Origin of the sequence: Amycolatopsis orientalis DSM 40040 = KCTC 9412 (assembly GCF_000478275.1) — a bacterium.
GTDB lineage: Bacteria > Actinomycetota > Actinomycetes > Mycobacteriales > Pseudonocardiaceae > Amycolatopsis > Amycolatopsis orientalis.
Genome location: NZ_ASJB01000096.1, coordinates 1 through 14,081, shown reverse-complemented (window position 1 = coordinate 14,081; position 14,081 = coordinate 1). Strand labels below are relative to the sequence as shown.

General features: G+C 69.1%; 16 protein-coding genes and 1 tRNA gene. 11 read left to right on the top strand and 6 right to left on the bottom strand.

The annotated features are described in order from the left end of the window. Positions 1–39: 39 nt before the first annotated feature. The 3 genes from L324_RS38335 to L324_RS38325 are packed head-to-tail and all read left to right on the top strand — an operon-like array spanning position 40 to position 2,590. Entirely contained in the window at positions 40–837 is a 798-nt protein-coding gene (locus tag L324_RS38335) for a hypothetical protein (protein ID WP_037320672.1), read from the top strand. A 17-nt stretch (positions 838–854) separates the two neighbouring features. Continuing rightward, a complete protein-coding gene (locus L324_RS38330) occupies positions 855–1,988 on the top strand; it encodes a sensor histidine kinase (protein WP_037320669.1) in 1,134 nt (377 codons plus the stop codon). Beyond that, positions 1,985–2,590, top strand: a complete 606-nt coding sequence (locus L324_RS38325; RefSeq protein ID WP_037320667.1) for a response regulator transcription factor — start codon at positions 1,985–1,987, stop codon at positions 2,588–2,590. Before L324_RS38330 ends, L324_RS38325 begins: the two co-directional genes overlap by 4 nt. A 42-nt stretch (positions 2,591–2,632) precedes the next feature. Here the strand turns inward: L324_RS38325 and L324_RS38320 are convergent, their stop codons facing one another. Continuing rightward, complete coding sequence (locus tag L324_RS38320) at positions 2,633–3,562, bottom strand: LysR family transcriptional regulator (protein ID WP_037320665.1); 930 nt, start codon at positions 3,560–3,562, stop codon at positions 2,633–2,635. 160 nt (positions 3,563–3,722) lie between these two features. Here L324_RS38320 and L324_RS38315 point away from each other — a divergent pair, with 160 nt between their 5' ends. The 5 genes from L324_RS38315 to L324_RS38295 all read left to right on the top strand — a co-directional run bounded on the left by L324_RS38315 (position 3,723) and on the right by L324_RS38295 (position 8,020). Then, positions 3,723–4,310, top strand: coding sequence for an SDR family oxidoreductase (locus L324_RS38315; RefSeq protein ID WP_037320663.1), 588 nt, complete (start codon positions 3,723–3,725; stop codon positions 4,308–4,310). Positions 4,311–4,396: 86 nt separating this feature from the next. Further along, positions 4,397–5,539 carry an aminotransferase class V-fold PLP-dependent enzyme gene (locus L324_RS38310; protein ID WP_037320662.1) on the top strand — a complete coding sequence of 381 codons (1,143 nt, stop codon included), beginning with the start codon at positions 4,397–4,399 and terminating at the stop codon, positions 5,537–5,539. Between the two features lie 34 nt (positions 5,540–5,573). After that, positions 5,574–6,581: a methyltransferase gene (locus L324_RS38305; protein WP_037320813.1), complete on the top strand. Its 1,008-nt coding sequence runs from the start codon at positions 5,574–5,576 to the stop codon at positions 6,579–6,581. A 33-nt stretch (positions 6,582–6,614) separates the two neighbouring features. Continuing rightward, positions 6,615–7,415: a metalloregulator ArsR/SmtB family transcription factor gene (locus L324_RS38300; protein ID WP_037320660.1), complete on the top strand. Its 801-nt coding sequence runs from the start codon at positions 6,615–6,617 to the stop codon at positions 7,413–7,415. A 5-nt stretch (positions 7,416–7,420) separates the two neighbouring features. Next, entirely contained in the window at positions 7,421–8,020 is a 600-nt protein-coding gene (locus tag L324_RS38295) for a dihydrofolate reductase family protein (RefSeq protein WP_037320656.1), read from the top strand. Positions 8,021–8,149: 129 nt separating this feature from the next. Here the strand turns inward: L324_RS38295 and L324_RS38290 are convergent, their stop codons facing one another. Beyond that, positions 8,150–8,752 (bottom strand): TetR/AcrR family transcriptional regulator, encoded by a 603-nt coding sequence (locus L324_RS38290; protein WP_037320653.1) that lies wholly within the window; start codon positions 8,750–8,752, stop codon positions 8,150–8,152. 82 nt (positions 8,753–8,834) lie between these two features. On the opposite strand from L324_RS38290, the gene L324_RS38285 reads away from it, so the two are divergent. Continuing rightward, the gene (locus tag L324_RS38285; RefSeq protein WP_037320650.1) at positions 8,835–9,794 is read left to right on the top strand and encodes a zinc-binding dehydrogenase; all 960 of its coding nucleotides are present in this window, start codon (positions 8,835–8,837) and stop codon (positions 9,792–9,794) included. Positions 9,795–9,803: 9 nt separating this feature from the next. Here L324_RS38285 and L324_RS38280 read toward each other — a convergent pair. Continuing rightward, positions 9,804–9,877: transfer RNA gene (locus L324_RS38280), tRNA-Leu, on the bottom strand. A 124-nt stretch (positions 9,878–10,001) separates the two neighbouring features. Between L324_RS38280 and L324_RS38275 the strand changes: the two genes are divergently transcribed. Beyond that, positions 10,002–10,223 carry a DUF3618 domain-containing protein gene (locus L324_RS38275; RefSeq protein ID WP_005165704.1) on the top strand — a complete coding sequence of 74 codons (222 nt, stop codon included), beginning with the start codon at positions 10,002–10,004 and terminating at the stop codon, positions 10,221–10,223. 3 nt (positions 10,224–10,226) lie between these two features. On the opposite strand, the gene L324_RS38270 is transcribed toward L324_RS38275, so the two are convergent. Together L324_RS38270 and L324_RS38265 are read right to left on the bottom strand one after the other, a co-directional pair. Then, on the bottom strand, positions 10,227–10,637 hold the full coding sequence (locus tag L324_RS38270; RefSeq protein WP_173426450.1) for a hypothetical protein: 411 nt from the start codon (positions 10,635–10,637) through the stop codon (positions 10,227–10,229). A gap of 234 nt (positions 10,638–10,871) precedes the next feature. Then, positions 10,872–11,429, bottom strand: a complete 558-nt coding sequence (locus L324_RS38265) for a TetR/AcrR family transcriptional regulator (protein ID WP_051174367.1) — start codon at positions 11,427–11,429, stop codon at positions 10,872–10,874. A gap of 122 nt (positions 11,430–11,551) precedes the next feature. On the opposite strand from L324_RS38265, the gene L324_RS38260 reads away from it, so the two are divergent. Further along, positions 11,552–13,012: a flavin-containing monooxygenase gene (locus L324_RS38260; RefSeq protein WP_037320644.1), complete on the top strand. Its 1,461-nt coding sequence runs from the start codon at positions 11,552–11,554 to the stop codon at positions 13,010–13,012. A 359-nt stretch (positions 13,013–13,371) separates the two neighbouring features. Here L324_RS38260 and L324_RS38255 read toward each other — a convergent pair whose 3' ends face one another. Further along, positions 13,372–13,842: a helix-turn-helix domain-containing protein gene (locus L324_RS38255; protein ID WP_037320641.1), complete on the bottom strand. Its 471-nt coding sequence runs from the start codon at positions 13,840–13,842 to the stop codon at positions 13,372–13,374. Positions 13,843–14,081: the final 239 nt, after the last annotated feature.

Genomic DNA, 14,081 nt, shown 5'->3' with positions numbered 1-14,081 from the left:
CCGATGGGAATCGCGCGTCGCCGGAACGACGCTCGTCCCATGACACTTTCCCTGGATGAACCGAGGACGGCGCCCCGGTGGCGGTACTTCGCCCGGCACGCGATCGAGATGGCCGTCGCGATGTTCGTGGGCATGGAACTGTTCGCGCCGTTCTGGCCCGAGGCGCCCGGAACCGAGGTGGCGGCGCTGGCCGCGGCGACCGACATGACCGTGGCGATGACGGTCTGGATGCTCTATCGCGGGCACGGCCGTGCGCGGGTGCTCGAGATGGCGGCGGCGATGTACGTGCCGTACCTGCTGCTGCTGATCCCGCACTGGTCCGGCCTGATCCCGGGCGAGGACGTCCTCATGGGCGGTCACGCGCTGATGTTGCCCGCGATGGCGATCGCGATGCTGATCCACCGTCAGGAGTACTCGCTCCAGCACGGTGATCACCGTGCGCATCCCCTTGTCGACGTACTCGGCCACCGTGCGCCGACCTGGATCGCGCTGGCCATGACCATGAGTGCCTGGAGCGACCCGGCCGCGCCCCTGTCCTGGGTCATACTGATCCTCCCGGCGGCGTACCTGTTCTTCGGAGTGATCCGGGGGAGCTTCCGCGATCGACGGCTGCTCGCGATCCAGATCGCCGGGTTCGCCTGCTACTTCGCCTTGGCCGTGGTGGCGGCGAACGCCGATCCGGAGGTCGCCCGCTGGGTCATCGCGGCGGCCTGGGGATCGCACGCGGTGTGGGACTTCGCGCATCATCGGGCGGACGCGGTCGCGCCGCGCTGGTGGTCGGAGTGGTGCGGTGTGGTCGACCTCGTCGTCGCCGTCACGATCGTGGTGTTCTGGTGAGCTCTAGCATCGGGGCCGTGACCGGGAACCTCACCGACCTCGCCGACGGCGACCAGCGGCTGCGCGGTGTCCGGTCGACGATCCTCGCGGCGGTGGCCGTGATGGGCGGAGGATGCTTCGCGGTGCCGGTGGTCGCGGTGTTCCGCGAGCCGGAGCCGGTCCGGCAGTGGCTCGCCGTGGCGGGGCTGCTCATCCTGGCCATCGCCTACGCCGCGGCCTTGTTCGCGGAGCGATCGCCCGCCGGCCGCCGCTGGGGTTTCGCCGCGGCGACCGCGGTTTCGATCCCGCTCGTCGCCCCGGCCGGTCCGGGCGACATGTTCACCTGGGCGTGGATCGGCGGTGCCGCGGCGGGGTTCGCGCCGCTGCTGTTCGCGGGCCGCTTCCGCTGGGTGGCGCCCGCGGTGATCGTCGCCGCGACGGTGGTCGCCGGGGTGTTCACCGGCGGCTCCCCGCTCGTCCACGGCCTGATCGCCGCCGCACTCGCGGGCACGATCCTCGCGACCATCGTGCTGCCGTCCCGGTTGTGGGAGCTGCTCCTGCAGGCCAGGGCCGGACGTGAGGCGCGGGCTCGGCTCGCGGTCAGTGAGGAGCGGCTGCGGTTCGCACGGGACGTCCACGATCTGCTCGGCCATCGCCTGGCGGTCATCGCGCTCAAGGCGGAACTGGCCGCCCGGCTGAGCGGCACCGATCCGGACCGGGCGGCGCGCGAGGCGGCGGAGGCACAGAACCTGGCGACGTCCGCGTTGTCCGAGGTACGCGAGGCCGTCCACGGTTATCGCGAGGTGGACCTCGGTGATCAGCTGCTGGCGGTGGAGAACGTGCTCCGGGACGCGGGGATCCGTTGTACCGTGCGGCATCCGGAAGACGATCCGCCCGCCGCGACGGCGACCCAGCTCGCGCTGGCGTTGCGCGAGGCCTGTACGAACGTGCTGCGGCACAGCACCGCCGGATGGTGCACGATCGAGATCCGCCGGGATCCGGAGGAGGTGCGGATGACCATCGCCAACGACGGTGCGGGCAAGGCCGTCGCGGACGGGCTCGGCTTCGGGCTGCGGGGTACCTCCGAACGGCTCGCCGGACTGGGCGGCACCCTGCGCACCCGTCGCGAGGACGACGTCTTCACCCTCGACATCTCGGTTCCCGCGCCGTGATCCGCGTCCTGCTCGCCGACGACGAGGACCTCATCCGGGACGCCCTGGCGGCGTTGCTGGAGCTGGAGGAGGACCTCGAAGTGGTCGCGCGGGCGGCCGACGGCAGGGCCGCCGTCGACGCCGCCCGCGCGCACCGGCCCGACGTCGCCGTCGTCGACCTGCAGATGCCGGGACTCGACGGACTGGAGGTCACCGCCGAACTGGCCAAGGCCCTGCCGTCCTGCGCCGTGGTGATCCTCACCGGCCGGGGACGGCCGCCCCATCTGCGGCAGGCGTTGCACGCGGGCGCGAAAGGCTTTCTCCCCAAGGGATCGCCGGGCGGCGCGCTGGCCGACGTGATCCGCCGGGTGCACGCCGGTTCCCGCTACGTCGACCCCGCATTGGCCGCCGACGCGCTCACCGCGCCGCCGTGCCCGCTGACCCCGCGTGAGCTGGAAGTATTGCGGCTGGCCGAATTCGACACCCCGGTGACCGCGATCGCGCGTCGTACCGGGCTTTCCGCCGGCACGGTGCGCAACCACCTCTCGGCCGTCGTCACGAAACTCGGCGCTGCCAGCCGGTCCGAGGCGTTCCGGGTCGCCACCGCCAACGGCTGGCTCTGAGTCACCCGATCTTCGCGCCCGATTGGACAAGCATTCAGTCCTCTAGATGCTCATGGCCGCCCGGTCGGCTTCCGGAAGCCACTGCCGCTCCGCGTCGAAGGGCCGGTAACCGGACTGGACGTGCTCGACCAGCAGCGACAGCGTCGGGTGCTTGTTTTCGTGCCGCCACAACAGGGAGAACGGGTACACCGGCGTCGGATCGACGAGCGGGATCCGGACGACGTCCGGATGCCAGGGCACATGCGTCTTCGCGCCGACGAAACCCACGCGGTCCTTCGCCGTACTGAGTACCTCGATGTGGTGCTCCAGCCCGAAGTTCGGTCCGTCGGTGTCGGCGAGGACGCCGAACGCCGGGCACAGCTCCTGCCAGAACTCCGCCCATTCACTGGCCCGCGCGCTGTACGGCATCCAGGCCGTGAGCCCGGCGAGTTCCGCCATCGCGACCTGTCGCCGCCGTGCGAGCGGGTGCCGCCTGCCGACCAGCAGGTTCGCGGGCTCCAGATAGGCGGGTGTGCGGCTGATCGCAGGGTCGGTCACGGTGCTGACGCGGGCGAAGGCGGCGTCGACCGAATCGGGCAGCATCGGCCGTCGCTGCGCGCCCAGCCCCGGCGTGACGAGTTCCAGTTCGACGTCGTGGTCGGCGTGGAACGCCCGGATCACCTCCATGGTCGCCAGCCGCGTGCCGAGGACGTCGACGCGCAGCGGACGGCGCCTGCCCCGGAGCTGCTCCACGGCCTGGTCCGCGAGGCCGATCAGCGCCCGGGCGTGCTTGAGGAAAGCCTCGCCGTTTTCGGTCGGTTCGGCCCCTCCGCGCGTCCGCGACAGCAGCTGTACGCCGAGATCCGCCTCCAGCTTGGCGACCCGTTTGGAGACCGCCTGCTGGCTCATCTCCAGCCGGATCGCCGCCTCGCCGAAGTACCGGTCTTCGGCCACCGCGACGAACGCGCGGACCGCGCCCAGATCCAGCTCCACTGTGCACTCCCTCCAGACTCGTGAGTGGTAATGACGGTTCTAACCGTCATTACCACTCACGAGTCTGGAGGGGCACCGGCGGATCCTTCCCGTGGGCCCGGCACGGCCGCCACCTGATTACCGTGCGGGTAGGAATCCCCTTCTCGAAAGGAAGACATCGTTGAAGATCCTCGTGGTCGGCGCCACCGGAACCATCGGGGCCGCGGTCTCCGACGCCCTCACCGCGCGCGGGCACACCGTGCTCCCCGCGTCCCGCTCCGGCGAGTTCCGGGTGGACGTCGAACGGCCTGGCACGCTCGACGCGCTGTTCGACGCCGAGCCGGACATCGAGCACGTCGTGTGCTGCGCGGGAAGCGGCTCGCTCGTCCCCATCGACGGCGGCACGGACGAAGAGTTCGTCCAAGGGCTGCAAGGGAAACTGCTCGGCCAGGTGTTCCTGCTGCGGCACGCGATCCCCCGGCTGCCGGACGGCGGTTCCGTGACGCTGACCGCGGGCCGGATCCCGGAGACGTTGCGCGGCAGCGCGTTCGGCGTGCTGACCAACGTGGGCCTCGAAGCGTTCGTCGCCGCCGCGGCCCGCGAATTGCCGCGCGGCCTCCGCGTCAACGCCGTCAGCCCTGGTTGGGTGAGCGAGACGCTGGCCGCGCTCGGCGAACCGGACGGCGGCACCCCGGCGGCGGAGGTCGCGCGGAGCTACGTCGAGGCGGTGGAGACCGCCGGCCTGACAGGGCAGACGCTGGAGCCCTGATCGACGACGGAAGTGGACACCGTGACCGGTTATCGGCTAGCTTCGGCCCGGTGAAGTGGACACGGTGTTCACTTAAGGAGGATCCGATGACTCCGCTGCCGCGCGAGCGGTTTCCCGCCGCGAACCGCTGGGCCTACCTCAATCACGCCGGGATCTGCCCGCTGCCCACGTCGTCGGTGGAGGCCATGCACCGGCAAGCCGTCGAGGTGTCGCTGGACGGCGAGTTCACCTACGCCGCCCACAGCGAGGCCGTCGAACGGGCCCGCGTTTCGGCCGCGACTCTGATGGGGGTACCCGCGCGCGACGTCGCCTTCGTCAAGAACACCAGTACCGGCCTGGGTTTCGTCGCGAACGGACTCGAGTGGTCGGCGGGCGACCGTGTCGTCATCCCGGACCTCGAGTTCCCATCGACGTTGTATCCGTGGCTCGCGCTCGCCGATCGTGGCGTGGTGGTGGACCGGGTGCGCCCGGACGGCCCCGGCGGCAGGCTCACCACCGAGGCCTTCGCCGAGGTGATCGCCGCTGGTCCGCCGCCCAGGCTCGTGGTGACCAGCTGGGTCCAGTTCGGTCGCGGCTGGCGGGTCGATCTCGCCGCGCTGAGCCGGTTGTGCCGGGAGGCGGGCGCGCTGTTCTGCGTCGACGTGATCCAAGGGCTCGGCGTGCTCCCGGCGCGGCTGGCGGACTGGGGTGTCGACTTCGCGATGGCCGACGGGCACAAATGGCTGCTGGGCCCGCAGGGCTGCGGCGTGCTCTATGTGCGGGAGTCCTGTTTGGACCTGCTGCGGCCGCTGGAACCGGGCTGGAACTCCGTCGTCCATCGGGAAGAATGGGACAACCTGGCGTACGCGCCGGACGACACCGCCCGGCGTCTGGAAGGTGGGATGCCGAACATCGCCGGGATCCTCGGCCTCGGTGCCTCGATCGACCTGCTCCTTTCGGCGGGTGTCGACGAGATCTGGTCGCATGTGGACGGTCTCGGCGACCGGCTTTCCGCCGGCCTGACCGAGATCGGTGCGACGGTGCTGACGGACCGCGCCGAGGGGCATCGGTCCGGAATCGTGAGCGCCCACGTCGACGGACCGCCGGTCCCGCTGCTGGCGGAACGACTGAAGTCGCGCGGGATCGCGGTTTCGGCGCGCTCCGGCGGGCTCCGCGTCTCGCCGCACGGCTACAACACCGAAGAGGACATCGATCGCCTCATCGGCGCGCTGAAGGAGATCGTGCCCTGATTTTCGTTTGACCGCGCTGACACAGTGCATTGTCGTGGCGAACCATGACAATGACAGGAACGAACTCCTCCGGCTGGCCGGACTGACGACGCCGATGGCGCTGCGGGTGGCGGTCACCCTCGGCCTGCCGGACCGGTTGTCCGGCCGGGCCGAAACCGCCGACGAACTCGCGGCGGAACTCGGCCAATCCCCGCTCGCGCTCGGCCTGCTGCTGGGGCATCTCACCACGCTCGGCGTCTTCGAAGCGACACCGAGCGGCTATCGCACCACCGCGTACGGCGCGAACCTCCGCGCCGACGCGGGCAACGGCCTGGCCGGGCTCCTGGACATGGAGGCGGCGGGCGGGCGCGGCGAACTGGCGATGGTCGAACTCGCGCACAGCATCGCCACCGGCCAGGCGGCGTACCCCCGTCGCTACGGCCAGGACTTCTGGGCCGACCTCGCCGAACATCCCCGGCTGCGTGAGTCGTTCGACCGGCAGATGACCCAGCGGTTCAGCGCGCAGATCCCCGGCCTCGTCGCCGGTTTCGACTGGTCCCGCTTCGGCACGATCGTCGACGTCGGCGGCGGCCACGGAAGCCTGCTCGCCGCGATCCTGACGGCGAACCCCTCCGTGCGCGGCCATCTCGTGGACCTCGGGCCCACCGCGGCGGGCGCCCGGGAGACCTTCCGCGAACTGGGTCTCGAAGACCGGACCGAGGTGACCGCGGGCAGCTTCTTCGATCCGCTCCCGGCGGGGGCGGACGCCTATCTGCTGTCCGACATCCTCCACGACTGGGACGACGAGCACGCGCACCGCGTCCTGGCCCGCTGCGCCGAAGCCGCAGGTCCTGGCGGCCGGGTCCTCGTCATCGAGGCGGTCGGCGGACTCGGCGCCCAGACCGAGTGGGACCTGGTCATGCTCGTGCTCTACGGCGGCAGGGAGCGGCGCCTCGACGAACTTCGCGAACTCGCCGCCGCCGACGGCCTGGTCTTCGACTCCGTCACCACGCTCACCGACCAGCGGAGCCTCCTGGAATTCCGGATCCAAGATATTCCTTGACAAGAATATTCTCTTGGATGAATACTTCTCGGCATGGAGCAGATCGCAGCAGCACTGGGAGACGGAGCGCGGTGGCGCATCGTCGAACTCCTCGCCGAGCGGCCTCGTTCCGTCGGTGAGCTCGCCGAGCTGACCGGCCTTCGGCAGCCGCAGACCACCAAGCACCTCCAAACCCTCGCCCGCGTCGGTCTCGTGACGGTCTTCCCGCTCGGGCAGCGTCGCGTCTACGCGGTCGAGGCGGCTCCGCTGAAGGAACTCGAAAACCGGCTGGGCGCGCTGGTCGCGACCATCACGGCGAACGAAGGCGAGCGGGATGTCCTCGCGCGCTACCGGTCCGCGATCGACGCGGAAACCAAGGCCGCGGACCGGGACCGGTGGGCGGACGGACGCGCGTTCTCGTTCGACCGCGCGCTGTCCGCGCCGCGGGACGTCGTCTGGCGGCACTGGACCGACCCGGAGCTGCTCGCGTCCTGGTGGGTGCCCCCGTCGATGACCGTCACCGACTGCGTCATCGAACCGTGGACGGGCGGACGTGCCGTTCTCGACTATCGCGACGCCGAGGGGCGCTACCGCTCCGCGGGGAAGGTCCACGCCGCGAAGGAACTCGAACACCTCGAGTTCGACCTCTCGGTGCTGGACGCCAAGGGGGAAACCTTCTTCACCGGTCACTACGACCTGAGGTTCACCGAGACGCCGGGCGGCACCCGGCTCCGGCTGGACCTGCGCATCACCGAAACCACCGTCGAGGCCGTCCCCTTCATCGCCGGGATCGAAACCGGCTGGGGCCAGGTGCTCGACAACCTCGCAGCCCGACTCACCAAGGAAAAGGACTGAACGACATGACGAACTCGACCGGCCGCCGCGTCACCGCGAACATCAGCCTCACCCTCGACGGCCACTACAGCGGCCCCGGCGGCCCCGGCGACATGGGTGCGATCGTCTCGTACGCGACCACCGACGTCGCACGGGGACACCTCGCCCGCATCCACGAAAACGCGACGACGGCGCTGCTCGGCAGACTGAACGCGGAGGGCTTCCTGGGCTTCTGGCCGATGGTCGCCGCCGACGAGAACGCCGACCCGCGCGACCGTGCCTACGCGAAGTGGCTGGTGGACGCGGAAAAGGTGGTCCTCTCGAAGACGCTGACCGAGGCGCCCTGGGACCGCGCCCGCGTGGTGAACGCCCCCGCCGCGGAGGTCGTCGCCGGCCTCAAGGCCGAGGGGGAGGGCGACATCCTGGTCAACAGCAGTGCGAGCGTCATCAAGGCACTGCTCGCCGACGACCTGATCGACCGGCTGTACCTGATGATCTGCCCCGAGATCACCGGCGGCGGGCAGCGGCTGTTCGTCGACGGCCTTCCGGCGTCGAAGTGGAAGCTGGCTTATCAGGAGGTCGGGGAACTGGGGGAGATGGCCGTGGTCTACGACCGGGCGCGCTGATCGTCCGGCGCCTCGCCTTCGATGGCGGAGGCTGGGCGCCGCGACTCGCCGACGGGCTGAAGGGCGCTTTCCCCGCATCGCACGCGGGGAAAGCGCCCTTCGCCGCGTGAGATGAGGTGAAGGGCCCCTTCAGCCCCCGCTTTGGGTGGGCTGAAGGTGAGGCGAAGCTCGGAAAGCGTCGATCGCGAGTGCGGCGAAGCGCCGCGAAGCCGCGATCCGGGTGGCCGGTGAGGCGGCGTGGATGCCGCTGTTGGCCATGATCACGAGGATCAGGTCGTCCAGGACGAAGTCGGGGCGCAGGTGGCCCGCCTCCTTGGCGAGACGCGCCAGTTCGGCGATCGAGTTCAGGGCGTGTTCCCGGTCCGCGGTGAAATCGAGCGCGCGGGGGAAGGTCGTCATGAAGGCCGCGGCGAAACCTCGGTCGCGCGCCTGCAGCTCGAAGAGCTTCTCGATCACGCCGCGGAAGCCGCGCCACGGATCCGGATCGGCGAGCCCCTCGTCGGCGACGACGTAGCAGGCGCGCATCTGGTCCTTGAACGCCTCGGTGACCAGCTGTTCCTTGGTCGGGAAGTGGCGGTACAGGGTGGCGGGGCCCACCGCCGCGCTGCGCGCGATCTCCCGCATCGGCACGTTCAGGCCTTCGGCGGCGAACACCGTGCGGGCCGCGTCGAGGATGCGTTCGCGGTTGTCCCTGGCGTCGGAGCGCAACGTCTGAGGCAAACGATCGGGCACGCTCTCACTTTAGCCAAACGGACGCCTGCGTCCGTTAGCGTCCGCCGTCGAGTTCCCCGAGATCCCAGGAATGGAGACGACAGTGAAGGCAGTCGCGGTGCGGGCGTTCGGAAGCCCGGATGGTCTCGAGGTCGTCGACCTCCCCGATCCGGCTCCCACCGCCGGGCAGGTGCTCATCGACACCGAAGCGATCGGTGTGGGCGGTGTCGACGTGATGATCCGGAGCGGTGTCATCGCCGATGCGGGGATCGCGGACGGTCACATCCTCGGTGGCGAGATCGCTGGCACCGTGGCAGCGGTCGGCGACGGTGTCGACCCGGCCTTGGCCGGTCAGCGAGTCTGGGCGTTCATCGGCATGGGCGGCGGTTACGCCGAGCAGGCGCTCGCCCCGGCCGAAGCGCTCATCCCCCTCCCCGCGGACCTGTCGGCCGTCGACGCGGTGACGCTCGGGACCTCCGGGATGGTGGGCCACTTCGGGCTGCGCCACGCCCACTTCACCCCCGGCGAGTCGGTGCTGGTGCGCGGCGCGGCGGGCGGCATCGGGATCATGACGGTCCAGCTCGCGGCCCGCGCCGGTGCCGGGGCGGTGGCTGTCACGACGTCGTCGGCCGGACGGGGCGAGCGGCTGCGCGAACTCGGCGCGACCCACGTGCTGGACCGGGCCGGCGAGGGACACGGCCCGGCGGGCTACGACGTCATCATCGACATCGCCGGCGGCGCGGACCTGCCGTCGTTCTTCGGCAAGCTGAATCCGAACGGTCGCATGGTGGCCGTCGGCGCGGTCGCGGGCTATCCGCCGCCCGACTTCGCCATGGCGCTGTTCGCGGCGTTCCGGAAGTCGCTGTCGTTCGCGACCTTCAGCGCGGACACCGTGGCCGAAACCGACCGGCGCGTCGTGACCGCCGAGTTGTTCGCCGCCGCGGGCCGCGGCGAACTGGCCTCGGTGGTGCACGAGGTGCTGCCGCTGGAGCAAGCCGTCCAGGCACACCGGAAAATGGACGCCGGTGAGGTGTTCGGCAGGATCGTTCTCGTGCCCCGGTGACGTCTGGGGTGGGCCCGGAGAGACTCGAACTCTCACTGGCACGGACCTAAACCGTGTGCCTCTGCCAATTGGGCTACGGGCCCCAGTACCGCCTCGAAATCGTATCGTGCGACACGATCGGCCTTACTCGGCGTGGCCGATGCCGCCCGCGGGGTCGTCGTCCTCTAACGTGGGGCCCCTGCAGGTACGTTGCGGCGAGGAGGACACGTGGCTCGCGATCCCGAGACCATCGAGCGTGAGATCGAGCAGGCCAGGAACGCGCTGGTCGCCACGCTCGACCAGCTGGGCACGAAGGCGAACCCCGCGAAGCTGGTGGATTCCGCGAAGACCGGCCTGCGCGCGAAGCTGGACGAGCCCAAGGTGAAGTACCCGCTCATCGGCGGGGCGGTGCTGATCGGCGTGCTGCTGATCCGCAAGCTCCTGAAGTAGGTCTCAGGAGGTCTGGGCCGCCTTGGCGGGCGTCTTGGCGGGCTCAGCCTTCTTCTTGCTCTTCGCCTCGTCGACGGCCTTCGGGAGTTCCTTGCCCTGGGGCACCGGCGGCTTGGCGTTGATCTTCTCCTTGGCCTTGCCGTTCGCCGGGGGAGGAACCACGAGCGGTTCGATCTCCGGAAGCGTGAGCCTCGCCGTCATGTAGGCGGCGGTGAACTCGAGCGCACTGCCGTTGAGCAGGTGCACCACGGTCGACCGTTCGGGCGGGGACAGTTTCTCGACCAGCTGGTCGGCCCGGTCCCGGGCCGCGATGATGCCCGGCGCGCGACCGGTCAGTTCCTTACCGGAGCCGCTGACCGTGACCTTCCAATCGTCGTCCTCCTGGACGTACGACGCGGTGATCGGTTCGGTCATCCGCCTCACCCCTCTCCTCGCGAGCATGCGTCACTCCTGTGGACTTCGCCACCCCGACACCATGACGCCACTTTTCGGAAGTGGCGCCCCCTCCTGGTGGAGGCCGTGACTGTCCATCAGAGTTTCTACAGTGTCATCGATACAGTAGGACAACTCTGTGTCACAAGACACTGGCGGCAATGTGCTCTGAGTGACGACCGAATGGCCTAATGCACGCGCATCTTCACAGTCGCTTCAGCGAGCCCTCGCCGAGAGGCCTGACCAGAGGATGTCCATCGCGTATTCGGTGGCCTTTTCGGGGCTGACGTCCTCGTGTCGCTCGCACCAGATCGCGAGCCGCTCGCAGGCGCCGACGACGAACTCCGCGGACGCCTCGGCGCGCAGGTCGTCGCCCACTTCGAAGTAGCCGCCCATCAGCGCTGCGATCAGATCGGTCTGCTGGCGCCGGGTCTGCTCGATCTCGTCGGCGGCCGGTGTGCCGATGAGCGCCATTTCGTGCCGGAGGAGCGACCAGGCCTGCCGCCGTTCCCGGATGAAGACGAAGAAGGCGAGCAGTCCTCGCCGCAGTGCCTCCTCGGCGGTGGCGGCGCCGACCGTCGCCTGTTCGGTGGCTTCGCGCAGCGCTGTCCTGGACTGCTGGATGCAGGCCAGCAGCAGTCCCTCTTTCGAGTTGAAGTACTCGTAGAGCATCGGTTTCGAGACGCCGACGCGTTCGGCGATCTCGTCCATCGACGCCGCGCCGTACCCGCGTTCGGAGAAGACCTCTTCGGCGATTTCGATCATCTGCCGCATCCGCTCCGCTCGTGGCATGCGTTTGCGCTTCACCGTCGTCACCACAACACTCTACCGAAGGTAACCTACTTCGAGTAAGGTGTACTCCCGGTAACAGGTAATGCGAACGAGAGGTCGGGGTCATGGGCAACCGCACCGAGACCGGTGTCGTCATCGTCGGGACCGGCTTCTCCGGTCTGGGCATGGCGATCCAGCTGCGGAAAGAGGGCCGCGAGGACTTCGTCATCCTGGAGAAGGCCGACGACGTGGGCGGCACCTGGCGGGACAACACCTACCCCGGCTGCGCCTGCGACATCCCCTCGCATATGTACTCGTTCTCGTTCGAGCAGAACCCCGGCTGGTCCCGCGCGTATTCGCCGCAGCCGGAGATTTGGCGCTACATGCGCGATGTCGCCGACAAGTACGAGCTTCGCCGCTTCATCCGCTTCGGCCAGGAGATGACCGGCGCCCGCTGGGACGCCGACGAGAACCGCTGGCACGTCGCGTCGAAATCGGGTGACGAGTTCGTCGCGCCCGCGCTCGTCGCCGGGGTCGGCGCGCTGCACCTGCCGCAGATCCCGAAACTGCCGGGCATCGAGGACTTCAAGGGCCGCGCGTTCCACTCCGCGCGCTGGGAGCACGACTACGACCTCACCGGCAAGCGGGTCGCCGTGGTCGGCACCGGCGCGAGCGCGATCCAGTTCGTCCCGCAGATCGCGAAGGACGTCGAGGAGCTGACGCTCTTCCAGCGGACGCCGCCGTGGATCATGCCGAAGCCGGACCGCGAGATGCCGACGGCCCTGCGGACGGCGTTCCGATCGGTTCCGTTGCTGCAGCGTGCTTTCCGCGATGTCCTCTACTGGGGACTCGAAGCGCGGGCGATCGGCTTCAACGGGCAGCCATGGGTGATGAAGATCGGCGAGCGCATCGCGAAGCGCAACATCTTCAAGAGTGTCAAGGATCCTGAGCTGCGCCGGAAGCTGACGCCGGACTACACCATGGGCTGCAAGCGGGTCCTGGTCTCCAACGACTACTACCCGGCGCTCGCGCGGGACAACGTCGACGTCGTCACCGAAGGCGTCAAGGAGGTGCGCGAGCACAGCGTCGTCGACGGCGCCGGGGTCGAGCACGAGGTCGACGCGATCATCTACGGCACCGGATTCCACGTCACCGACGCCTTCGACGACCTGGAGATCATCGGACGGGACGGTCGCAACCTCGGCAAGGAGTGGGCGGCCGAAGGGATGCGGACCTATCAGGGCATCACCGTCTCCGGGTTCCCGAACCTGTTCTTCCTGCTCGGCCCGAACACCGGCCTGGGGCACAACTCCGTGGTGTTCATGATCGAAGCGCAGATCTCCTACGTCGCACAGGCGCTGCGGCTCGCCGGCGGCAAGGCGCTCGACCCGCGGCCGGAGGCGCAGGAGCGGTTCAACGGCGAGATCCAGCGCAAACTCGCCAAGGGCATCTGGACGCAGGGCGGCTGCAAGAGCTGGTACCTGGACGCGAAGGGCGTCAACCGGACGATCTGGCCCGGCTTCACCTGGCGATACTGGCTGGACACCCGCAAGGTGCGGCGCGAGGACTACGAACTGCTCGGCTGAACCGCCGAACGCGCGTGAAGGCCCCCTTCCCCTCGGCTCAGCCGAGGGGAAGGGGGCCTTCACGCGCAAGAGGGGAGGTCCGCTTCCCTCTTGCCTGGGGGGCGAGCGTGGAGGATTTGGGACGTTCAACGTCCCAAATCCTCCACGCTCGGTGCGCCCCGCGTCCATGAAGGAATTGGGACACTCAACGTCCCAATTCCTTCATTGACGGCCTGCACCATGACGACTAGGCAGCCGACGCCACTCACATCGGGCCGTTGCCACTCGGGGAGAGCCCTCCGAGCTGGGCAAAAAAAGGGGGAGGTCCGTGAAAGCCCAGATGGGGGGGCAAGGCCTTCACGGACCAGGGAGAGCCGCGCTCATGAGGGGTTGAGCCGGCGAAGCCTTCCGATGAGATCGACGGTGGGGATGCCGCAGAGCTCGGCCATCCGTTCCAGCGCGGGGAAGTCGAGGTTGACCTCGGCATTCCCGGCGTCGCCCGAGCGCTTGAGGCGGTCGTCCGCCCACCGTCGCAGGGGGAGCAGTTCTTCCTGGTCGTCCTTGATCACCAGGCGCAGGTCGATCCGGACCCGGCCCGGTTCGTCGACGAACACGCGGCGATGCACCTTGGCCAGCAGATCCTGTGGCAGTTCGTCCATCGCGACGCACAGTTCGACCAGCCGCACCACGGAACAGTGCCGGGTGCCCAGTTCGTAGGTGGCCAGCGTCTGGAGCGAGATCTCGCTCTGCAGATGCTGGTTCAGCTCCTTGCGTGTCCAGCCACGCTTACGGCGGAGCTTGCGGAGCTCGTCTCCGAGTATCCGCTGATAGGCCTCAGCGTCGATCAGCACTCCCCAACCCCTGCCTTGCCAACCTTCTCCACCGCTCACCCCCGGTGACCGAGGGGGGATGAGCGCACTCACGTGAATGAAAGTCGGCAGACCCTCCGCTCTTACGCGGTTTCGGGGGTGCTTTTTCTCCGGATTTTGGTCCGTTGGTCCGAACGGGTTAACGCGGCGGCCTTGAGGCGTCGATACAGAGGCTCGTGAGTGGTAATGAGGGTTAGAACCGTCATTACCACTCACGAGCC